This is a genomic window from Frondihabitans sp. VKM Ac-2883 (assembly GCF_015350875.1).
GTDB lineage: Bacteria > Actinomycetota > Actinomycetes > Actinomycetales > Microbacteriaceae > Frondihabitans.
Window position 1 is genome coordinate 171,951 of record NZ_JADKSF010000001.1, and the last position, 19,894, is coordinate 191,844.

General features: G+C 65.0%; 19 protein-coding genes. 10 read left to right on the forward strand and 9 right to left on the reverse strand.

Annotated features, from left to right (window positions below; genetic code table 11):
* Together nrdE and nrdF are read left to right on the forward strand one after the other, a co-directional pair.
* Positions 1-2,106 (forward strand): class 1b ribonucleoside-diphosphate reductase subunit alpha, encoded by a 2,106-nt coding sequence (gene nrdE, locus ITJ49_RS00970; RefSeq protein WP_194601350.1) that lies wholly within the window; start codon positions 1-3, stop codon positions 2,104-2,106.
* Between the two features lie 118 nt (positions 2,107-2,224).
* Positions 2,225-3,226, forward strand: coding sequence for a class 1b ribonucleoside-diphosphate reductase subunit beta (nrdF, locus tag ITJ49_RS00975; RefSeq protein WP_194600386.1), 1,002 nt, complete (start codon positions 2,225-2,227; stop codon positions 3,224-3,226).
* Between the two features lie 115 nt (positions 3,227-3,341).
* Here the strand turns inward: nrdF and ITJ49_RS00980 are convergent, their stop codons facing one another.
* Positions 3,342-4,844 carry a CitMHS family transporter gene (locus tag ITJ49_RS00980; protein ID WP_055963496.1) on the reverse strand — a complete coding sequence of 501 codons (1,503 nt, stop codon included), beginning with the start codon at positions 4,842-4,844 and terminating at the stop codon, positions 3,342-3,344.
* Between the two features lie 155 nt (positions 4,845-4,999).
* Between ITJ49_RS00980 and ITJ49_RS00985 the strand changes: the two genes are divergently transcribed.
* Both ITJ49_RS00985 and ITJ49_RS00990 read left to right on the forward strand, forming a co-directional pair.
* Positions 5,000-6,718, forward strand: a complete 1,719-nt coding sequence (locus tag ITJ49_RS00985; RefSeq protein ID WP_370544318.1) for an ATP-binding protein — start codon at positions 5,000-5,002, stop codon at positions 6,716-6,718.
* Positions 6,715-7,374: a response regulator gene (locus ITJ49_RS00990; RefSeq protein WP_194600388.1), complete on the forward strand. Its 660-nt coding sequence runs from the start codon at positions 6,715-6,717 to the stop codon at positions 7,372-7,374. Before ITJ49_RS00985 ends, ITJ49_RS00990 begins: the two co-directional genes overlap by 4 nt.
* A gap of 27 nt (positions 7,375-7,401) precedes the next feature.
* Here the strand turns inward: ITJ49_RS00990 and ITJ49_RS00995 are convergent, their stop codons facing one another.
* The 3 genes from ITJ49_RS00995 to ITJ49_RS01005 all read right to left on the reverse strand — a co-directional run bounded on the left by ITJ49_RS00995 (position 7,402) and on the right by ITJ49_RS01005 (position 8,816).
* Positions 7,402-7,569: a hypothetical protein gene (locus ITJ49_RS00995; RefSeq protein WP_194600390.1), complete on the reverse strand. Its 168-nt coding sequence runs from the start codon at positions 7,567-7,569 to the stop codon at positions 7,402-7,404.
* Positions 7,570-7,659: 90 nt separating this feature from the next.
* Positions 7,660-8,424, reverse strand: a complete 765-nt coding sequence (locus ITJ49_RS01000; RefSeq protein ID WP_194600392.1) for a class I SAM-dependent methyltransferase — start codon at positions 8,422-8,424, stop codon at positions 7,660-7,662.
* Positions 8,425-8,657: 233 nt separating this feature from the next.
* Positions 8,658-8,816 carry an aureocin A53 family class IId bacteriocin gene (locus ITJ49_RS01005; protein ID WP_194600394.1) on the reverse strand — a complete coding sequence of 53 codons (159 nt, stop codon included), beginning with the start codon at positions 8,814-8,816 and terminating at the stop codon, positions 8,658-8,660.
* Positions 8,817-9,232: 416 nt separating this feature from the next.
* On the opposite strand from ITJ49_RS01005, the gene ITJ49_RS01010 reads away from it, so the two are divergent.
* The 5 genes from ITJ49_RS01010 to ITJ49_RS01030 are packed head-to-tail and all read left to right on the forward strand — an operon-like array spanning position 9,233 to position 13,219.
* A complete protein-coding gene (locus ITJ49_RS01010; RefSeq protein ID WP_194600395.1) occupies positions 9,233-10,012 on the forward strand; it encodes a hypothetical protein in 780 nt (259 codons plus the stop codon).
* Positions 10,009-10,932: an ABC transporter ATP-binding protein gene (locus ITJ49_RS01015; RefSeq protein ID WP_194600397.1), complete on the forward strand. Its 924-nt coding sequence runs from the start codon at positions 10,009-10,011 to the stop codon at positions 10,930-10,932. Before ITJ49_RS01010 ends, ITJ49_RS01015 begins: the two co-directional genes overlap by 4 nt.
* A 56-nt stretch (positions 10,933-10,988) precedes the next feature.
* Positions 10,989-11,417: a PH domain-containing protein gene (locus ITJ49_RS17985; protein ID WP_370544348.1), complete on the forward strand. Its 429-nt coding sequence runs from the start codon at positions 10,989-10,991 to the stop codon at positions 11,415-11,417.
* The gene (locus ITJ49_RS01025) at positions 11,414-12,946 is read left to right on the forward strand and encodes a PH domain-containing protein (protein ID WP_194600402.1); all 1,533 of its coding nucleotides are present in this window, start codon (positions 11,414-11,416) and stop codon (positions 12,944-12,946) included. The genes ITJ49_RS17985 and ITJ49_RS01025 overlap by 4 nt, the downstream gene beginning before the upstream one ends.
* A gap of 3 nt (positions 12,947-12,949) precedes the next feature.
* Positions 12,950-13,219 (forward strand): hypothetical protein, encoded by a 270-nt coding sequence (locus tag ITJ49_RS01030; protein WP_194600404.1) that lies wholly within the window; start codon positions 12,950-12,952, stop codon positions 13,217-13,219.
* A 115-nt stretch (positions 13,220-13,334) separates the two neighbouring features.
* On the opposite strand, the gene ITJ49_RS01035 is transcribed toward ITJ49_RS01030, so the two are convergent.
* Together ITJ49_RS01035 and ITJ49_RS01040 are read right to left on the reverse strand one after the other, a co-directional pair.
* On the reverse strand, positions 13,335-14,588 hold the full coding sequence (locus ITJ49_RS01035) for a kynureninase (protein WP_194600406.1): 1,254 nt from the start codon (positions 14,586-14,588) through the stop codon (positions 13,335-13,337).
* Positions 14,585-15,655 carry an amidohydrolase gene (locus ITJ49_RS01040; RefSeq protein ID WP_194600408.1) on the reverse strand — a complete coding sequence of 357 codons (1,071 nt, stop codon included), beginning with the start codon at positions 15,653-15,655 and terminating at the stop codon, positions 14,585-14,587. The genes ITJ49_RS01035 and ITJ49_RS01040 overlap by 4 nt, the downstream gene beginning before the upstream one ends.
* Before the next feature lie 206 nt (positions 15,656-15,861).
* Here ITJ49_RS01040 and ITJ49_RS01045 point away from each other — a divergent pair, with 206 nt between their 5' ends.
* Complete coding sequence (locus tag ITJ49_RS01045; RefSeq protein WP_194600410.1) at positions 15,862-16,359, forward strand: GNAT family N-acetyltransferase; 498 nt, start codon at positions 15,862-15,864, stop codon at positions 16,357-16,359.
* Here ITJ49_RS01045 and ITJ49_RS01050 read toward each other — a convergent pair.
* The 3 genes from ITJ49_RS01050 to ITJ49_RS01060 form a co-directional block, all read right to left on the reverse strand.
* Complete coding sequence (locus ITJ49_RS01050) at positions 16,356-17,891, reverse strand: alpha-N-arabinofuranosidase (protein ID WP_194600412.1); 1,536 nt, start codon at positions 17,889-17,891, stop codon at positions 16,356-16,358. The two genes, ITJ49_RS01045 and ITJ49_RS01050, sit on opposite strands and share 4 nt — an antisense overlap.
* 101 nt (positions 17,892-17,992) lie before the next feature.
* The gene (locus ITJ49_RS01055; RefSeq protein WP_194600414.1) at positions 17,993-18,907 is read right to left on the reverse strand and encodes a carbohydrate ABC transporter permease; all 915 of its coding nucleotides are present in this window, start codon (positions 18,905-18,907) and stop codon (positions 17,993-17,995) included.
* A gap of 2 nt (positions 18,908-18,909) precedes the next feature.
* Positions 18,910-19,863: a carbohydrate ABC transporter permease gene (locus ITJ49_RS01060; protein ID WP_194600416.1), complete on the reverse strand. Its 954-nt coding sequence runs from the start codon at positions 19,861-19,863 to the stop codon at positions 18,910-18,912.
* Positions 19,864-19,894: the final 31 nt, after the last annotated feature.

Here is a 19,894-nt window from a genome sequence, read left to right on the forward strand (position 1 = left end):
ATGGATTACCACTCGCTCAACGCCATGCTCAACCTCTACGGCCCGAACGGTGAAATCCAGTTCGACAAAGACCGCGAGGCAGCGAAGCAGTACTTCCTGCAGCACGTGAACCAGAACACCGTCTTCTTCCACAACCTGAAGGAGCGCCTCGACTACCTGGTCGAGAACCAGTACTACGAGCAGGCCACGATCGACCTGTACTCCTTCGACTTCATCGAGAAGCTCAACGAGCTCGCATACTCGAAGAAGTTCCGCTTCCAGACCTTCCTCGGCGCCTTCAAGTACTACACCTCGTACACGCTCAAGACGTTCGACGGAAAGCGTTACCTCGAGCGCTTCGAAGACCGCGTGGTCATGACGGCTCTCGGCCTCGCCCAGGGCGACGAGAAGCTCGCCGTCGACCTCGTCGAAGAGATCATCGCCGGGCGCTTCCAGCCCGCGACGCCGACGTTCCTCAACACGGCCAAGGCGCAGCGCGGCGAGCTCGTCAGCTGCTTCCTGCTTCGCATCGAAGACAACATGGAGTCGATCTCGCGCGGCATCAACTCGTCGCTGCAGCTCTCCAAGCGCGGTGGCGGCGTGGCCCTGTCGCTCTCCAATATCCGTGAGGCCGGCGCCCCGATCAAGCAGATCGAAAACCAGTCGTCGGGCATCATCCCCGTCATGAAGCTCCTCGAAGACAGCTTTAGCTACGCCAACCAGCTCGGAGCCCGCCAGGGTGCTGGCGCCGTCTACCTGAGCGCTCACCACCCCGACATCCTGCGGTTCCTCGACACCAAGCGCGAGAACGCCGACGAGAAGATCCGCATCAAGACGCTGTCCCTCGGCGTGGTCGTGCCCGACATCACCTTCGAGCTCGCCAAAAAAGACGAAGACATGTACCTCTTCTCGCCGTACGACGTCGAGCGCGTCTACGGAGTTCCCTTCGGCGACATCTCCATCTCCGACAAGTACCGCGAGATGGTCGACGACAGTCGCATCAAGAAGACCAAGATCAACGCTCGCGAGTTCTTCCAGACCATCGCCGAGATCCAGTTCGAGTCGGGCTACCCCTACATCGTGTTCGAAGACACGGTGAATAAGGCCAACCCGATCAAGGGCCGGATCAACATGTCGAACCTGTGCTCCGAGATACTCCAGGTCAACACGCCGACCACCTTCAACGAAGACCTCTCGTACAACGAGATCGGCAAAGACATCTCGTGCAACCTCGGGTCGATGAACATCGCCCTGTCGATGGACAGCGACAACTTCGGCCGCACCGTCGAGACCGCGATCCGCGGCCTCAGCGCGGTCAGCGACATGAGCCACATCGCCTCCGTCCGCTCGATCGAGGTCGGCAACGACTCGTCGCACGCCATCGGCCTCGGCCAGATGAACCTCCACGGCTACCTGGCGCGCGAGCGCGTGCACTACGGCAGCGAAGAGGCGATCGACTTCACGAACATTTACTTCTACACGGTGCTGTTTCACGCCCTCCGCGCATCCAACCGGATTGCCATCGAGCGCAAAGTCATCTTCGGGGGCTTCGAAGATTCGAAGTACGCCGACGGATCCTTCTTCGACAAGTACACCGAGCAGGAGTGGGTGCCCTCGACGGCCCGCGCCGCTGCGCTGTTCTCCGACGCCAACGTCACGATCCCGACGCAAGACGACTGGCGCGCTCTCAAGCAGAGCGTCATGGAGCACGGCATCTACAACCAGAACCTCCAGGCTGTGCCGCCGACCGGGTCGATCTCGTACATCAACCACTCGACGTCGTCGATCCACCCGATCGCGTCGAAGATCGAGATCCGCAAGGAGGGCAAGCTGGGCCGCGTCTACTACCCCGCGCCCTTCATGACCAACGACAACCTCGACTACTACACCGACGCGTACGAGATCGGGCCGGAGAAGATCATCGACACGTACGCCGCGGCAACGCAGCACGTCGACCAGGGTCTCTCGCTCACGCTGTTCTTCAAAGACACTGCGACCACTCGCGACATCAACAAGGCGCAGATCTACGCATGGCGCAAGGGCATCAAGACGATCTACTACATCCGTCTTCGCCAGCTCGCACTCGAGGGCACCGAGGTCGATGGCTGCGTCAGCTGCATGCTGTAAAGCCCCGGCACGCTGACAAGCTCAGGCTGCTCTGACGGCCGCGGGTGCGGCGCCGAGTGTGGCGCACCCGCGGTTGTCTTCCCCCGTTTTGATCGCACAACGACTACAGGATCCTGAAATGACTGTTACAGACCCGGCTCACGCCCTCGGCAAGAGCATCCCGCTCGTGCGTGCCGTGAGCGCGATCAACTGGAACCGCATCCACGACGACAAAGACGTCGAGGTCTGGAACCGGCTGGTCAACAACTTCTGGCTGCCCGAGAAGATCCCGCTGTCGAACGACGTGCAGTCGTGGAACACGCTGACCCCCGAAGAGCAGCAGCTCACCATGCGGGTGTTCACCGGGCTGACTCTGCTCGACACGATTCAGGGCACCGTCGGCGCGATCAGCCTGATCCCCGACGCGATCACGCCGCACGAAGAATCGGTCTACACGAACATCGCGTTCATGGAGTCGGTGCACGCCAAGAGCTACTCGTCGATCTTCTCGACCCTCGCGTCGACCCCCGAGATCGACGATGCGTTCCGCTGGTCGGAGGAGAACGTCAACCTTCAGAAGAAGGCCCAGATCGTTCTCGACTACTACACCGGCGACGACCCCCTGAAGCGCAAGGTCGCCTCGACGCTGCTCGAGTCGTTCCTCTTCTACTCGGGCTTCTACCTGCCGATGTACTGGTCGTCGCGCGCCAAACTGACCAACACCGCCGACATGATCCGCCTCATCATCCGCGACGAGGCCGTGCACGGGTACTACATCGGCTACAAGTTCCAGAAGGGGCTCGAAGGCGCCTCCGAGGAGCGTAAGCAAGAGATCAAGGACTACACGTTCAATCTCCTGTTCGAGCTCTACGACAACGAGGTGCAGTACACCCAAGACCTCTACGACTCGGTCGGGCTGACCGAAGACGTCAAGAAGTTCCTGCACTACAACGCCAACAAGGCGCTGATGAACCTGGGCTACGAGCCAATGTTCCCGAAAGACGTCACCGACGTGAACCCGGCGATCCTGTCGGCCCTCTCGCCGAACGCCGACGAGAACCACGACTTCTTCTCGGGCTCCGGCTCGTCGTACGTGATCGGCAAGGCCGAGACCACCGAAGACGAAGACTGGGACTTCTAAGAAGTCGGCTCTCCTCGCCAGAAGACTCGAAACGGCCAAAACCACCTGCCGCGGCAGGTGGTTTTGGCCGTTTGGCGTTGGGCAGCGCCGTGTGGTGAAAGCTCGGAGAGCAAGCTCAGCCGAACGGAATGCACCCCACGATGACCCCCACCGCGAGCATCGCCAACGCCACGACGGCCGCACGCCACAGCACCTTCCGGTGGTGGTCGCCGAGGTTGACGTTCGCCAGTGACACCAACAGCAGAATGGCCGGCACGAGCGGGCTCTGCAGGTGCACCGGCTGCCCGACCACCGACGCGCGGGCCATCTCGACCGGGGTGATGCCGAACGCGGCAGCACTCTGCGACAGCACGGGCAGGATGCCGAAGTAGAAGGCGTCGTTGCTCATGAAGAAGGTCAGCGGCAGGCTCAGCACGCCCGTGATGACGGCGAGATACGGGCCCATCGAGTCGGGGATCACCCGCACCAGCCAGTCGGCCATCGCATCGACCATGCCGGTGCCGTCGAGCACCCCGATGAGCACGCCCGCGGCGAAGACCATCGACACGACGCCGACGATGCTCGGCGCATGGGCCACGATCTCGGCCGACTGGCTCTTCACCTGCGGAAAATTGACCAAAAGGGCGATGGCGGTCGCGACCATGAAGACGTAGGCGAGCGGCACGACGTCGAGCACGAGCACGACCATCACGGCGACCGTGAGCGCGAGGTTGAACCAGATCAACTTCGGGCGGAGCGTGGGGCGGTCGGGGTCGAGCATCGTGTCGGCCAGGGTTCCCGAAGCCTCACCGCGTGGGCCGGATCCTTCGCCGTCACCCACCTCGTCGGTGCCGTCGGCACCCGCGCGACGCCCGTCGGCCACTCCGCCGCGGAGCCCGAGGGCGACCGTCGAGCTCGTGAACATCGAGGATCCGTCGCCCCCGGCCAAGGCGAGAGCGCGCGACTTCCCGACACGGCCGGCTGCGCGACCGGCGGAGAGCACCTTCGATTCGCCGAGTTCGACCAGCCCGAGGCGCTTGCGTTCGCGGAGGCCGAGGATCCAGGCGAAGCCGAACGCGAGGATCAGGCCCACGACGAGCGACGGTACGAGCGGCACGAAGATGTCAGCCGCGTCGACCTTGAGCGCCGCTGCGGCGCGTGCCGTCGGGCCGCCCCACGGGACGATGTTCAGTGTGCCGTTGGTGAGACCGGCGACGCAGGTGAGCACGACGGGGCTCATGCCGAGGCGCAGGTAGATGGGCAGCATCGCGGCCGTGACGACGATGAAGGTCGTTGATCCGTCACCGTCGAGCGACACAGCGCCGGCGAGCAGCGCTGTGCCGAGCACGATCTTCGCGGGGTCGTTGCCGGTCACCCGCAGGATGAAGCGGACGAGCGGGTCGAAGAGCCCGACGTCGATCATCAGCCCGAAGAACATGATCGCGAACATGAGCAGGGCCGCCGTCGGCGCGAGCGTGCCGATGGCCTCGAGGATCATGTCGCCGAGCCCGAGACCGGCCCCGGTGAAGAGGCCGAAGATCGTCGGCACGATGATCAGGGCGAGCATGGGCGAGAGGCGCTTGGTCATGATCAGCACCATGAAGGCGATGACCATGCCGTAGCCGAGGAGGACGAGCATTGCGAGGACTCCTTTGTCCGGTGGTGTGCTCCCAGCACGCTAGGGGCGTCTCGTGGCTGCGTCGTGCTTTTGCGCATTGGTCGAGTACAGCGCGTTGGCCGCGTTCTGCGCATTCTGCTCACGAGGGCGGGGCGGGAGTGCCTAGGCTGGGTCGCGTGATCGACGCTGACACGACGAGGCCGGAGACGGCACGACCCGCCCGACGCGGTGCGCGCTTCGCGACGCAGCTGCTGGTGCTCCAGCTCGTCGTCGTGATCGTCGTGGTCGGTCTCACCAGCGCCGTCTTCTTCCGCATCGCAGTGCACCGCCTCGAGACCGGTGCCGAATCGACAGCGCTGGCAATTGCACAGAGCGTCGCCAGCGACACCGACCTGCGAAGCGAGGTCGCTCGACTGAGCGTCGACGGCACCGACCTCGATCGCGCGGCGTTGGCCGACGGCCCCGTCCAGGCGGGCGCTCTCGACACGGCCCGCCGCACGGGCGCGCTGTTCGTCGTCGTCACCGACGACAACGGAATCCGTCTCGCCCACCCCGACGTCGACCGGATCGGCGAGCTCGTCAGCACGAGTGCGGCAGCGGCCCTCCGCGGCGAAGAGACCGTGTCGTGGGATCGTGGCACCCTGGGCGAGTCGGCCCGCGCGAAGGTGCCGATCTACGCGTCCGGCGCGGGAGCAGACTCGAAGCCCGTCGGCGAGGTCAGCGTCGGCTTCGCCCGAGCCCGCGTGTACGACTCGCTGATGCGCGACGCGATTCCTGTCTTCGGAGTGGGCCTGCTCGCGCTGCTGATCGGCATCGTCGCGTCGATTCTTATCCGGCGACGCCTGGTTCGCCTCACGCTCGGGCTCCAGCCCGAAGACCTGGTGTCACTCGTGCAGAACCAGCAGGCGGTGCTCGGCGGGTTCGGGGAGGGGGTGTTCGCGGTGTCACCGACGGGCGTGGTCACGGTGTGCAACGAGAGGGCGGCCGCGCTACTCGGAATTCAGGATCCGACGGGTCGCCCGATCGAGGAGGCCTCGCTTCCGGGCGAGTTCCGTCGGATCCTCGGCTCGCCGTCGTCCGAGGGCGACAGCACGCTCGTGGTCGGCGCCCACGTGCTGCTCGTCGATGTGCGCCGCGTTGCGCGCGACGGCCATGATCTCGGGGTCGTGGCCGTCGTCCGCGACCGGACCGACGTCGAGGCGCTCTCGCGCCGGCTCGACGCGGTCGGTGCGATGACGACGGCCCTGCGGGCTCAGCGGCACGAGTTCGCCAACCGCCTGCACGCGGTGTCGGGGCTGCTCGAAATCGGTCAGGTCGAGCAGGCACGCGGCTACCTCGCCGACGTGCTCGAGCGTGGGCCGCTCCGCTATCCCGTAAAGCACGCCGACCGGTTGACCGAGCCATATCTGCAGGCATTCCTCGGGGCGAAGGGCGTCGAGGCAGCCGAGCGCGGCGTGCTGCTGCAGCTCGGTGCCGAGACGCTCGTCGCAGGCGTCGTCGCCGAGCCGGGCGACGTCACGACCGTGCTCGGCAACCTCATCGACAACGCGGTCGCCGCGGCGGTGGCGGGCGACGTCAGCCCTGCCTGGGTCGAGATCGAGGTACTCGACGACGGCTCGGATCTGCACCTCTCGGTGATGGACTCCGGCCGCGGTTTCAGGCCGGGTGCTGCCGCCGCGGATCCGTTCGAGCGGCGGCCGGGCCCCGCCGACACGCCTCCGCAACCAGGGGCGAAGGATCCGGCGCACGGCCTCGGCTTCGGTCTGCCCCTGTCGCGCGAGCTGGCTCGTCGCAGCGGCGGCGACGTGTGGCTCGCATCCGCCGGTGGCGACGATCACGGCGCGATCTTCTGCGCCCGTCTCGTCGCCGTCATGACCCCGGGAGGTCTCTCGTGAACGACCCCGATCTCGTCGTCCTCGTCGTCGACGACGACTTCTACGTCGCCGACCTGCATCGTCGGCAGGTCAACGAGCTGGCCGGATTCCGGGCGCTCGCCCCCGTGGGTACGGCGGGCGAGGCGAGGCGCATCGTCGCGGAAACAGCGGTCGACCTCGTGCTGCTCGACGTCTACCTGCCCGACGGTTCCGGGCTCGACCTGCTCCGCACCCTCGACACCGACGTGTTCGTGGTGAGCGCCGCCTCCGATCCCGCGACCGTCCGGTCTGCCCTTCGCCGCGGAGCTCTCGCCTACCTGATCAAGCCCTTCTCGGCCGACTTGCTGGCCGAGCGGCTCCGCGCGTACCTGCGCTTCCGCAACGTGCTCGACGACCGCGGAACCCTCGATCAAGAGGCGGTCGAGCGGGGCCTGAGGATCCTGCACTCCGGCGATTCGAAAGCGGGCTCGCCCTCGCGCGCGGCGACCGAGCGGAGTGTGCTCGACGTGCTCTCCCCGGACGTCGAGCTGTCGGCGGCGGAGGTCGCGGAGCGCGTCGGGGTGAGCCGAGCGACGGCACAGCGCTACCTCGCCACCCTGTCGGCCGAGGGGCTGGCCCGGATGCGGCTGCATTACGGCACCACCGGGCGGCCCGAGCACCGCTACTCGGGCGTCTGACCTGCCGGCTTCAGGGTGCCGCTGGCCTCAGGGTGCCATCGTCGACGTCGGAGTGGGGGAGGAGGAGATGGTGCGCTGGGGGTCGGTCTTCGAGAACTCGCGACCGGCCACGAGGATCGCCCCGATGCCGATACTCACGAACAGAGCCAGCACGACGACGATACCGATGATGGCGAGAGTTCGGCGAGCGGGCAAGGAGCGACCTTACTGGACCGGCGTGCCCGGGGCCTGGCTGAAGCGGCATCGGGTGCGAGCGGCACGGGGTGCGAGCGCAAAAAAGACTGGTCAGGCGGGTAGCACGGCCCGCGAGCAGCGCGTCACGTACGGCAGATCGACCGTCGCGCGGCCCGCGGTGTCGGGGTGGGTGTCGAGCAGTTCGCGCACGCGAGCGAGCTGCGCCTCCCGCTCGGCCTCCGGCAGCGTGATGACATAGCTGCGCGAGGCGACCATGGCGACGACCTCGTCGTGCGTCATTGGGTTGACCCAGGCGAAGTCACGCCGCTCGACGGGGAGGAAGGGCGGGCCTACTCGCGGATCCTCGGATTCGAGCTCGCTCTCGGACGCCGCGTCGATGATCTCGTCGAGAGCCGCGGCCCAGGGGGTGCTCGTGTCGCGGATGTTCCACAGCAGGGCTAGGACGCCGCCGGGCTTCAGCACGCGGGCTGCCTCGGGCACGGCACGCTCGGGATCGACCCAGTGCCAGGCCTGGGCGGCGAAGATCGCATCGGCGCTCTCACCGTCGACCGGCATGCGCTCGGCCGATCCCGGAAGCGCCTGCGCCTCGGGCACGGCACGGATGAGCGTCTCGCGCATCTTCTCGGACGGCTCGACCGCGGTAACACGCGGCACCCGCTCGACTAGCAGCCGGGTGAGTTTGCCGGTGCCGGCCCCGAGGTCGACGACGTGCTGGGCGCCCTCGGGCAGGAGCCATTCGACGGCCTCAGCCGGGTACGACGGACGGCCTCGTTCGTAGACGTCGGCGGCCGACCCGAAGGAGGTGGCGTTGGCTGCATGTCGCTGGTCGGGTTCGAAGGCGTCGCCGGAAGTCATGCCTCCACTGTGCCACTCGAAGATTCGTTAGCACTGGAGGACGCTGCGCTAGTTGGCCTGGTCGCGAGACGTCAGAACCTGTCCACCCTCGGCGAGCGAACTGCCATCCTTCGAGTCTCGCTTAAGGCCTTCGTGGGGGCAACGAGGTGATCTGTGGGTCGCTTGCAGAACGGACATGGCACAGAATCGCGGGGCGGTCGTCCTGATTCCACGCCCGCCCCGCGATCGGTCGATCAGACGCCGACGGCCTTTCGAACCTGGGCAACAACCCAATCAATGGCTTGTCCGGCATTGAGCCAATTCAGGATCCGGCCTTTATTGGCCCAGGCCCAATCCACGGCCTTCTTGCCATATTTGCCCAGCAGGCCGATCAGCCTCAGGAAAGCAACCACGTGATAATCCTTCTTTCGATTTCCTTGGGGACGGTGCGACGATTCGATCGCGCCGGGATGAGGCTGACAGGGCGGCGTGCGATATGTCAAGCGTCTAATATGTATTAGGGTGTTCCTGGGGTTGCCAATCGTCGGACCAGCCGTCGATCTCCGGCAACCGGAATGGGGTGTCTCAGAATGAACTTCCGGAAGAGCTGGGTTTGGCTTTCGTCCGCCGGTGTCGTACTCGTGGTATCGCTTCTGGCCTTGGTTCCTTTGCTGGCCGTTGTCAAGGAAGTTGAAGCCGAGACGGGCGCGAGCCATGACGAGAGCGTTCTGGCGGTCGCACTTCTAGCTGGTGGAGTTGGCCTCGTGGCAGGCGGCTTAACTCTCCTTGTTTGCGCGCGGATTGCAAGAAGCCGAGCGCGGAGGTTGCCATGAATCGACACCGCATCGACTCCTTCGGCTGGCGGCGACTTCACCGGGCAATTCGAGTCGAAACCATGAAGTTGAATCGGATTCGTAGTCTCCGAGTTCTCCTTGGTTTGAGCGCGGTCCTCTTCTTGTCCCTTGGCCTAGGGAAATCTATTGCCTCCTCAGGGAACAACACCGCGTTGTCGCTCGCCCAGGCGAGCACGTATGGAAGCGATTCGGTCCCGATTCTTTACGCCTTCATGGGCCTAATCGTTTTTGCTGGGGAGGTCAACAGGGGGGCTATCGCCTATGCCCTTCTCTCCAGTCCACGGCCCACGACGGTTCTTGCATCGAAGGCTGTGGCCTTGTCTGTGGTCATCTCGGTGATATGTAGCGTTGCCCTCATCCTTACGACAATCTGTGCGGCTATCGTGTGTCTGCTGATAGGAGTTGATTTCTCCTTCCAACTAGGTGAGATAGTCGAGAAATTTGGATCCTGTCTTGTCGTATCCGTTCTCTACGGATTGCTTGGATTATCAATTGCGTCATCGCTCCGCTCCCTGGCTGGAGCTGTTGTTGCGTTGATGGCAGTTCTCTGGGCCTGGCCAGTGGCCGCCGCCGTAATTGGGATTTGGGTAGGCCCACTCGGCTCCGTGCTTACGGCGGCAAGCCCGGCCGCATTGACTGTGTCCCTTCTCGAGGCCTCGCCAGGTCAATCGGCTGCCCTTGTATCGTTCATCCTCTGGCCCGCAACTCTCCTCGGTATCGGCTGGCTCCGTCTCCAAGGGCGGGCCCCCCTATGACGATCGCCGCACTCTCTTTTCAGACAATTAGCAAGTCGTACGCGGGTCGTCGGGTCCTCCACGAACTCTCGTTTGAAGTCGAGGCCGGAGAAATCGTTGGCATGCTTGGCCCCAACGGTTCTGGCAAGAGCACTGCGATGCGGATTCTCAGCGGCTTGGAGCGCGAAGATGCTGGCCGGGCGTTAGTTTTTCAACAGCCCTACCGCCATCTGGAGAATCCTGGTCAAATCGTCGGAGTCCTTCTCGATCCATCCTGGTTGGATAGGAGGCTCCGTTGCAGGGACGTGCTTCAGATCGCGGCAGCGGCCTATGGCAGCCAGCTTTCGGACTTAGAGGCTCATGCGGAGTTGGACCGCCTCGGACTAGGCGGTAAGGCCAACGTCCGTGCTTCGCGTCTGTCTCTCGGGATGCGCCAACGGCTCGCGTTGGGAGTCGCGCTTCTGCCTCGACCTAAGGCTCTCATTCTCGACGAACCCGTCAACGGCCTAGACATCGAAGGTATCCTTTGGCTTCGCCGCGAGCTGAAGGACTTCTCAGCAGCTGGAGGTGCCGTCCTCGTCTCGTCTCACTTGCTCACGGAATTACAGCAGGTCGCCACGCGTGTCGTTGTCGTTGATGGGGGTCGTCTCGTTGCCGATAAGCCTCTGGACCTCACTTCCGAAATCTCCATAGGTACTTCATGCGAGGTCCTGGCTGGGTCCTCGACATTTCGAGCTCATCTCGAGAGAACGGGGGTAGTTTGCGATTTTCAAGTAGGGAACCGATTCTCGCTGCCCGAGTCCACGCCGGCAGAGGCTTTTGAACTTGCGTGCAGTGCGGGTGTCGTTCTGACGAATCTTCAATTGCAAAAGCGGAGTCTTGAAGACACCTACCTGTCCCTGACCCGGAAAGATGATGTCGATACAGAGTCGAGCAAGTGAACGACGCGTCTCCCGACCCGTCCTTCTCGTGGAATCAAGACTGCCTAGAGATACGAATGCCTGCCAACGCTCTGGCAAGGTCCCGGGTCTCCTCCTTGATCGCGGCCGCTGTGTTCATTGCCGTCAGCAGCCTCCCCGTTATCATCGGGAACGAGACCGTAGCTCGCATAGTGGCGTTGGTCGACGTTGCCATTTCCCTTTTTGCCCTCCTGGAGTTGATCTGGTTTGAGCCCATTCGCCAACGCTCGTTCTTTCTCGAGGTGAACGACAGGGTCATAACGATCAGTCAAGGCCGCATTTTTCGACATATGCGTCTTGTGCCCATTGACCGAGTCACTGTTGTCAAGACACGGTCCGGGCCATTCAGTCGACTGTACGACCATGTTGATGCCTCGATAGTCGCCACCACGCTAGACATTAGGCTGCCGCCGCTCTCGCGAGCATCCTTCGACGCAATGGTTCCTCTCTTGAGTCGCGAACCGTGACGAACCTCATTCCCTATCGGAAAAATTCGTCAAGACTCCTCCTAATTGAATTCGTAAAAGTGTGCAGGTCTGCATGGGTTGTCGTCGTGCCCCTCTCCATTGCTCTGACGCGGGTGGAGGGTGCGTGGCATACGGCAGTCACGGTTTCTCTCGGCTACTACGTCTACACACGTGTCTACCGAATCGCAGGTGATTGGGTTGCCGTCCGCTATAAGTGCGATACGCACTCGATCGTGTTTCGAAAAGGGCGATTATTTGGGACTCAATCGAGCATCCCGTGGGTCGACGTGAGGTCCGTTTCGGTCAACGCGTCGCCACTTGAGGCTGCGTTCAGACGTGAGCGGGTGACCATCGCCATAGAGTCTGCCAGTGACTCCATCGTGCTTGCTGCCCTCACCCGACGTGAGGCAGACCGAATTCGACGGCTCTTTGAAAAGAAGGATGCTCACCGTTCTCGGATGGCGAGGGGTCTTACGGCATCGTCGGCTTCGGTGATCACACAGGCGAGAAAGGGGCAAGTTCTGACGAAACAGCTCCGCCTGCCGGACCACATACTGATTGGTTTTACCCACGGATTCTTCTTCCTTGTAGTCCCGCTTGCGGTTACCCTTCCGGGCACCCTTCGTGAATACGCTGGAATTGATGCGCTTGACCTTCCTGGTTTTGATGGCGTGCAAGGATATTCAGCGTTCTTAACGGTGATGACCTGTGTTGGGGTAGCCATGCTTGCCGTCATCTATGGAACGTTTCTGTCCTGGGCTCGATTCCGTCAATACAGGGTCGTGCGCCAAGGCGCGTTCCTTACCTTTAGTGGCGGTATCAGGGACCGTGAACGCAAGACTGTGGCGGTGAACGATGTGAGTCTTCTCGAGGCGAAACAGAACACGCTCATGTGGCTTTCACGTCGTGTTCAAATTCGATGCCTTACCGGTGAAGCGACTGCGTCCGTATCCAGAAACATGTTGCTACCCCTTGAAACGCTCCCCGAAGCTCGGCGACTCGTCCAGCGTTTTTTTCCGGACTTCAAGCCCCTAGTAGAGCCCCGGGCCTCCGTTGGTTTCGCCTGGCCCACTATTGGACTCTGTGGAGTCTTACTCGCGCCTTTAGGCGCGATTGTAGGCAGCCAGCTGCATAACGTGCCCGGCCTCGAATCCGAATCGCTCGGCTGGCTTACAACGATCGCGGTGCTTGGTCTGTTGGTCCCAGTTATTAATCGGCACACGGGATCAGTGACGATCGACGTCGTGGGACGAAGGACCATCATCTCGGCCCGAGCCGGCATTTTCTGGCGAAGGACTGTCACGGGATCGATACATTCCTTCCACTCCATCGGCACGTGGACGGGACCGTTAGGCAAACACCTTCGTGTGTCTCGGATGACCTTCTGTTTCAGGGACCGCTTTACCCGGCGGGTCGTCGTTCGGATGGTTCCCATCACTACTGCCCAGCAGATTGCCGAGGCACTGCGAGGGCCAACAAACAACAGCTATGACCTCGCAGAGGATCGAACGAAAGTCAAGGAGAGCTGAAGAATGGGTGACTGGATCTGGCTGGTAGTCCTGGCAGTCTTTGGCGGGCACCTTCTCGTGTCCCGGTCGAATCGAGCGTGGTTGGGCGGGATCGTGCCGGCCCTGTGGCTCATAGCTGCGATCGTTCTCGGTTTCGAAGGACTCCTTGAGCCGATCCGCGACTGGCTGATGGCGGCTGCGGGTTTCGTGATGCTTCTCGTCTTCTGGGGGCGTGGCATCGATACACGCCGCGCGAAGACCCGAGTCGACGAGAGCCCCGGCGAAGCAGGCTGAATACCCCTATCGCGAGGCTGTTGGCTCGGCAGGCCCCGAGGCAACGGCGGCGAGACCTCAGAAACGACCGATCCTGTCGCCGCTAGACGGTCAGATTTGAGGTCTCACGGGCGCTCTAAGCGAGAGCGGAGCGAATTGCAGCGACACCAGCGCGCACCTCGGCGAAGGTGGTCGAGAGCGGCGAGAGACCGAGGCGAAGGGCGTCGGGATTGCGGAAGTCGGGGATCACCCCGGCCTGCCAGAGCGACGGCAGAATCTCGCGGAACGCCGGGTGTGTGACCGTGACGTGACTCGCGCGGATCCTGGTGTCTCTGGGGGTCGCCACGCGCACCCCGAGTGGCACGAGCCACTCGTCGACCAGAGCGAAGGCGTAGTCGGTGAGAGCGAGCGACTTGGTGCGGATCGCCTCGATTCCGGCCTCGTCGATCTGATCGAGCATGTCGCGGAGCGGGAGCATGCCAACGATCGGGGGAGTGCCGCTGATGAAGCGGCGGATGCTCGGCGCGGGCTCGTACGACGCGGCCATCGCGAAGACGTCGGCGGCGCCCATCCAGCCCTGGATCGGCTGCTCGAGCACCTCCTGCAGCTCTCGGCGCACGTAGGCGAAGGCCGGAGCGCCAGGGCCGCCGTTCAAGAACTTGTAGCTGCAGCCGACGGCGAGGTCGACGCCCGAGTCGTCGAGCGACATCGGGACGACGCCGGCCGAGTGACAGAGATCCCAGACGACCAGCGCCCCGGCCTCGTGCGCGATGCGAGTGATCTCAGTGAGGTCGGCCAGGTAGCCCGACCGGTACGACACGTGGTTGACGAGCACGACGGCCGTGCGCTCGGAGACCGCTTCGGCCACCAGCTCGGGAGTCACGCCGAGAGTCGGGTCGACGCTCACCCAGCGGATCGAGCCGCCCCGCTCGCGCGCGATGCCCTCGACCACGAACCGGTCGGTCGGAAACTGGTCGTCGTCGATGACGATCTCGTCGCGGCCCGACTTCTGCCCGTGATCGAGGGCGGCGCGCAGCAGCTTGTAGAGCAGCACGGTGGTCGAGTCGCCGATCACGGTCTGACCGGCGGCTGCGCCGAGCGCTAAGGATCCGAGACGGTCACCGAGCGACGTCGGTGCGTCCATCCACTGGTCGTCCCACGAGCGGATCAGGCGGGTGCCCCAGTCGTGGGCGAGGAACGACGCGATGCGCTCGCCGGTGGCCTTGAGCGGTCGGCCGAGCGAATTGCCGTCGAGGTAGGCGACGACGCCCTCGGCTGGCACGAAGCGCTCGGCGAAGTGCGCGAGCGGGTCGGCTGCGTCGCGCGGTGCGGCTTCGAGGTGGCTCTCGTCGGAGTGGCTGCTGTCGGGGGCAACGGTCGGGTGCGTCATTCGGCTTCTCTCACGAGGGCGGGCAGAGTCAGGATCCGACTGCTCGCCAGATCGGCGATCGTCGCGGGTCGATCGGGCATCCACGTCACGAGGCGTGTGTCGTAGCCGGGCTCACCGCTGCCGGGCGTCAGCGAACCCAGCACGGCGTCGGGCGTCAGCCCGGCGGCGCTGAGCCCCGCGAGCTCGACGCCGTTGAGCCCCAGCGGCAGCTCACCATTGCCGAGGTCGGTGCCGTAGAGCACGGAGCCGCCGCGGGTGTGAAAGCGGGCGAGGTTGTCGACGGCGATGTCGTAGGCGTCGCCGCCCTGGCCGTTGGCGCCGGAGGGGCGGGCGTGGATCGCGAGCGTCGAGATCCAGGTCATCGAGCGGGCGAGGTCGTCGAGGAGGTCGTCATCGAGGCGTTCCGAGAACGGCGTGTGGGCCAGGGCGTCGACGCGGGCTCGGGCGGCGCGGCGGGTCTGGCCGAGGCCCTGCGCGTGGGCGACGACCGGGAGGCCGGCGTCGTGGGCGGCACCGACGACGGCGTCGAGGGTCTCGTCACTCCAGACGGGGCCGGCGTCGGAGTTGAGGGTGATCTTGACGATGCTCACGCCGACGGCTCTGACGTCGTCGATCGCGTGCTTCGCGTCGTCGCTGGTTGCGACGGCAACGGCCGCCGTTGCCGGAGCCCACGCCGAGCGGCTGGGGTAGCCGCCGGGCGCCCCGAGTAGCGGGCCCGCGATCGACACCTCGGGCCAGCCGCTCGCGGGGTCTGCACCGATAGTTGGCCAGCTTTGTGCCTGTTCGGGATCCCACCCGAGATCGACTACACGCCCGATGCCGCCGGCGACCAGAGCGCCGGCATCGATCAGGCCGAGGTGCACGTGCGAGTCGGTAAAGGGGGCGAGCACGACCCCGCGGAGGTGGCCGTCGGGTTCTGCTCTCCGGGGGTCGCTATCGGGGTCGCTGCCCGGGTCGCCGGCAAGCGCGTTGGCCGGCCCGGCGTATCGCAGCCGCCCGGCTTCGATGGTCAGCGCGCTGGGCCCGCGCCAGCCGCCGAACCAGGCGTCATCGCAGGTGAGAAGCATGACTCCATCTTGCCGTGCTCCGCCGACATCGTCCGCGTCAGACCGCTCGTCCGCCGATCGGCGTCGCCGTCGGCGCCCCGAGTGACGCCATATGCCGGGGAGGCCAGGCCGCAGACGGCATTAGGCGGCACTCGATGACGGCCAACAGACTGCAGACGCATCGAGGTGTCGGGGTACCGCCCGAACCCGGGCACTACGCTCGGCGCATGCTGATCCGCACTGCGACCGCCGCCGACTGGAGCGCGATCTGGCCCTTCTTCCACGAGATCGTCGAGACCGGCGAGACGTATGCACTGCCGACCGGACTCAGCGAGGACGAGGCGATCGGCGAGTGGTTCGTGGGCGGGCACACGGTGGTTGTGGCGGTCGACGAGAATCCGGGGTCGGTGGGCCGGATCCTCGGGTCTGCCCACTACGGGCCGAACCGGCCTGCCCGCGGGTCGCACGTGTCGACCGCGAGCTTCATGGTCTCCTCCGAGGCCAGCGGGCGAGGCGTCGGAAGGGCGCTCGGCGAGTACGTCGTCGCGGCGGCCGCAGCCGACGGCTACCGGAGCATGCAGTTCAACGCGGTGGTCGAGACCAACACGGCGGCCGTGAAGCTCTGGACGAGCTTCGGCTTCACCATCGTCGGCACGGTGCCCGAGGCCTTCGATCACCCGACCGAAGGCCTCGTCGGCCTGCACGTGATGCACCTGCGCTTCTAGCCCTTCGAGACCTCGATCTCGACGACCGCCCACGAGAGAGCCGGCAGGCGCAGCGTCGCGGTCGAGCCGTCGACGACGACTCCGTCGAGCGGCACGAGGCCGAGTGCATCCTGCGACTCGAGCGTGTTCGCGGTTAGGCGCGTGCCACCCGACGGGATCTCGAGCAGCTCGGCTCGGAGCACCCGGCCGCCGACGAACCCGTTCAGCGCCACTGTGACGTCGGCCGCCCCGTCGAGTCCGCGGTTGGCCAGGAACAGCGCGACGCGTCCGTTCTGCTCGTCGAAGGTCGCACTCACGTCGACCTGGTCGGCGTCGCCGAACTGCTTCGACGACACCTTGTCGCTCGTGGTCGCGGTGCGGAGGATCTCGCCGCGCGCGAGAGCCGCCATGCGGGCGAACGGCCAGAAGATGGTCTGCTTCCACGCCGGACCGTTCTCTTCGGAGCGGATCGGGGCGATCACGTTGACAAGCTGCGCCTGGTTCGCGATTGACACGCGGTCGCCGTGCCGCAGCAGCGAGTTGAGCAGCGTGCCCACCACGACGGCGTCGGTCACGTTGTAGGTGTCTTCGATGAGGCGGGGGTGCTCACGCCACGACTGTGACACGGCGCCGGGCTGGTCGTCGGTTTCGAGGCCGGTCTGGTACCAGACGTTCCACTCGTCGAACGAGAGGTTGATGTATTTTTTGGCCTTGCGCTTCGCCCGGACCGCATCGCACGTCGCGACGACCGACTCGATGAAGTAGTCCATGTCGACGGCCGAGGCCAGGAACGACGAGGCGTCGCCGTCGTGCTCCTGGTAGTACGCGTGCATCGACATGTAGTCGACCTCGTCGTAGGCGTGCGACAGCACCGTGTGCTCCCACGAACCAAACGTCGGCATGCCCGAGTTCGACGAGCCGACCGCGACGAGCTCGATGGACGGGTCGACGAAGCGCATGGCCTTGCCGGCCTCCTGCGCGAGGCGGCCGTACTCCTCGGCGGTTTTGTGGCCGATCTGCCAGGGGCCGTCGAGCTCATTGCCGAGGCACCAGAGCTTGATGTCGAAGGGGGCCTTCGCGCCGTTCGCGATGCGCCTGTCGGAGAGCGCTGTGCCGCCGGGGTGGTTCGCGTACTCGACGATCTCACGGGCCGCGTCGACGCCACGGGTGCCGAGGTTGATCGCCTCCATCACCTCGACGTCGGCGTCTTTCGACCACTCGACGAACTCGTGCAGGCCGAAGGCGTTGGTCTCGACGGTGTGCCACGCGCCGTCGAGGCGGCGCGGGCGCTCCTCGACCGGGCCGACGCCGTCTTCCCAGTTGTAACCCGAGACGAAGTTGCCGCCGGGATAGCGGACGACCGTGGGGCCGAGCTCCTTGACGAGCTTCAGCACGTCCTGGCGGAAGCCGCGCTCGTCGGCCTCGGGGTGGCCCGGCTCGTAGATGCCGGTGTAGACGCAGCGTCCCATGTGCTCGACGAACGAGCCGAACAGGCGGCGGGGCACCGGTCCGATCGTGAAGTCGCGGTCGATGACAATGCGCGCGGAGGGCATAGGGATCCTTACGTGGGTGGTGGGTGGTGTGGTGCAGAAGAAACGAGAGCGCAGGATCCCGGTGCTGCGGATCCTGCGCCCGTCGCGTGTCGAACTCGGGGTCAGCCTTTGAGGCCGGACCCCGTGATCCCCTCGACTATCTGACGCTGGAACGCCAGGTAGAGGATGACCAGCGGCAGAGCCGCGAGGAGAGCGCCCGCCTGGATGTCGGCGTAGCGCTGACCGAAGCTGCCCTGGACGGTGGCGAGACCGACCGGGATGGTCATCAGGTTCGGATTGGAGAGGACGAACAGCGGCAGGAGCAGGTTGTTCCAGACGCCGACGAAGGTGAGGATGATCACGGCCGCGATCACGGGGCGGGACAGCGGCATGATGACCGACCAGTAGACCTTCCAGAGGCCGGCGCCGTCGATGCGAGCCGCCTCCTCGAGCTCTCTCGGGATGCCGTCGAAGAACTGCTTGAAGATGAAAACCGCGATGACGGCGGGCACCTGCGGGAAGATGACCGACCAGTAGGTGTTGAGCAGGTTGACGGCGCCGAGCTCTTGGAAGATCGGCACGATGAGCACCTGGCTCGGGATCATGATGCCGAGGATGATCAGCAGGAAGACGGCGTTCTGGCCGCGGAACTTCAACCGCGACAGGGCGAAGGCGGCCATCGACGCGAAGAGCACGGTCATCGCCGCGGTGACGACGCTCGTGACTCCGCTGGCGAGGTACCAGTTCCAGATGTCTCCGGCCTGGAACAGCGCGGCGTAGGAGTGGAGCGTCGGGTTCCAGGTCTTCAGGATCTCGTTCGCACCGAGGGCCGCGGCGCCGTTGTCGGACAGCGAGGTCTTCAGAGCGAAGACGCTCGGGATCAGCCAGACGATCGCGAAGACCGTGAGGACGATGGCCGAGACGATGCCGAACGTGCGACCGCTGGTGCCCATGCGGGCCCCGGTCGGACGCGCTGCCGGAGCGGCGGCCGAGAGCGGCGACTTGGTGCGGCGTTCGGGAGCTGTGGTGAGGGCCATGATTAGGCCGCCTTTCGGACTGCCGCGCGGTCGACGAGCTGCCTGATGACGGCGATCGCGATGATGACGATGAGGAGGAGGACGGACGCGGCCGAGGCAGCGCCGAGACGGTTGTCGGTGAAGCCCGTGCCCGTGACGAGCGTCAGGGCGACCGACGTCGAGATACCGGGGCCACCGGATGTCATCAGGTAGACCTGGTCGAAGATCTTGAGGCTGGCGATGATCTGCAGCAGCAGAACGAGAGTCGTGGTGCGGCTCAGCAGCGGGAGCGTGATGTAGCGGATCTGCTCCCAGGTCGTCGCTCCGTCGACCGCGGCGGCTTCGTACAGCTCGCGCGGAATCTCTTGCAGACCGGCCAGGTACAGCACGAAGTTGAAGCCAAGCGTCCACCAGATCGTGGCGATCGCGATGCCGATCATGGCCGTGTTCGGGCTGGCCAGCACGCCGGCTCCCGGAGTGATGCCGAAGACGCTCTGCGCGCTCGCCCAGAGGCCCGACCCCGGCGTGAAGATGAACACCCAGATGAGCGAGATGGTCGCCGACGGCAGGATGTACGGGAGGAAGAACGCGAGGCGGAAGAACCACTGCCCGCGGCGCACCCGGTTGGTGAGAATGGCCAGGAAGAACGCCAGGACCACCAGCGGCGGCGTCGTGTAGAGCGTGAACTGCAGCGTGTGCCACATCGAGCTCCAGAAATCCGCGCGACCGAGCATCTCGGCGTAGTTCGCGAAACCCGCGAACGACCCGAGCCCGGTGCGGACCGTCGACGTGTTGAAGAAGCTGGTGACGAACATCCAGATGGTCGGCCCGAGCAGAAACGCCAGGTAGAAGAGACCGAACGGGGCGAGGAACAGCCACGCGCCGCGGCCGTCGCCGCGCGAGAGCACAGAGTGCCTCTTCGGTCGGGCTTCTGGGGCGGCCGCTGCGCGGCGGGTGAGAGCGGGAGCGGCGGTCACGACGTTGTACCTCCTGGGGTCGGGGTGCGGG

Excerpts from the sequence above, each read along its gene's own strand:
- ITJ49_RS01030 (WP_194600404.1), top strand. The coding sequence starts at position 12,950 with ATGGGTGACTGGATCTGGCTGGTAGTCCTGGCAGTCTTTGGCGGGCAC.
- ITJ49_RS01015 (WP_194600397.1), top strand. The coding sequence starts at position 10,009 with ATGACGATCGCCGCACTCTCTTTTCAGACAATTAGCAAGTCGTACGCG.
- ITJ49_RS00980 (WP_055963496.1), bottom strand. The coding sequence starts at position 4,844 with ATGCTCGTCCTCCTCGGCTACGGCATGGTCATCGCCTTCATGGTGCTG.
- ITJ49_RS01045 (WP_194600410.1), top strand. The coding sequence starts at position 15,862 with ATGCTGATCCGCACTGCGACCGCCGCCGACTGGAGCGCGATCTGGCCC.
- ITJ49_RS01055 (WP_194600414.1), bottom strand. The coding sequence starts at position 18,907 with ATGGCCCTCACCACAGCTCCCGAACGCCGCACCAAGTCGCCGCTCTCG.
- ITJ49_RS01000 (WP_194600392.1), bottom strand. The coding sequence starts at position 8,424 with ATGACTTCCGGCGACGCCTTCGAACCCGACCAGCGACATGCAGCCAAC.
- nrdF (WP_194600386.1), top strand. The coding sequence starts at position 2,225 with ATGACTGTTACAGACCCGGCTCACGCCCTCGGCAAGAGCATCCCGCTC.
- nrdE (WP_194601350.1), top strand. The coding sequence starts at position 1 with ATGGATTACCACTCGCTCAACGCCATGCTCAACCTCTACGGCCCGAAC.
- ITJ49_RS01050 (WP_194600412.1), bottom strand. The coding sequence starts at position 17,891 with ATGCCCTCCGCGCGCATTGTCATCGACCGCGACTTCACGATCGGACCG.
- ITJ49_RS17985 (WP_370544348.1), top strand. The coding sequence starts at position 10,989 with ATGCCTGCCAACGCTCTGGCAAGGTCCCGGGTCTCCTCCTTGATCGCG.
- ITJ49_RS01040 (WP_194600408.1), bottom strand. The coding sequence starts at position 15,655 with ATGCTTCTCACCTGCGATGACGCCTGGTTCGGCGGCTGGCGCGGGCCC.
- ITJ49_RS01010 (WP_194600395.1), top strand. The coding sequence starts at position 9,233 with ATGAATCGACACCGCATCGACTCCTTCGGCTGGCGGCGACTTCACCGG.
- ITJ49_RS01035 (WP_194600406.1), bottom strand. The coding sequence starts at position 14,588 with ATGACGCACCCGACCGTTGCCCCCGACAGCAGCCACTCCGACGAGAGC.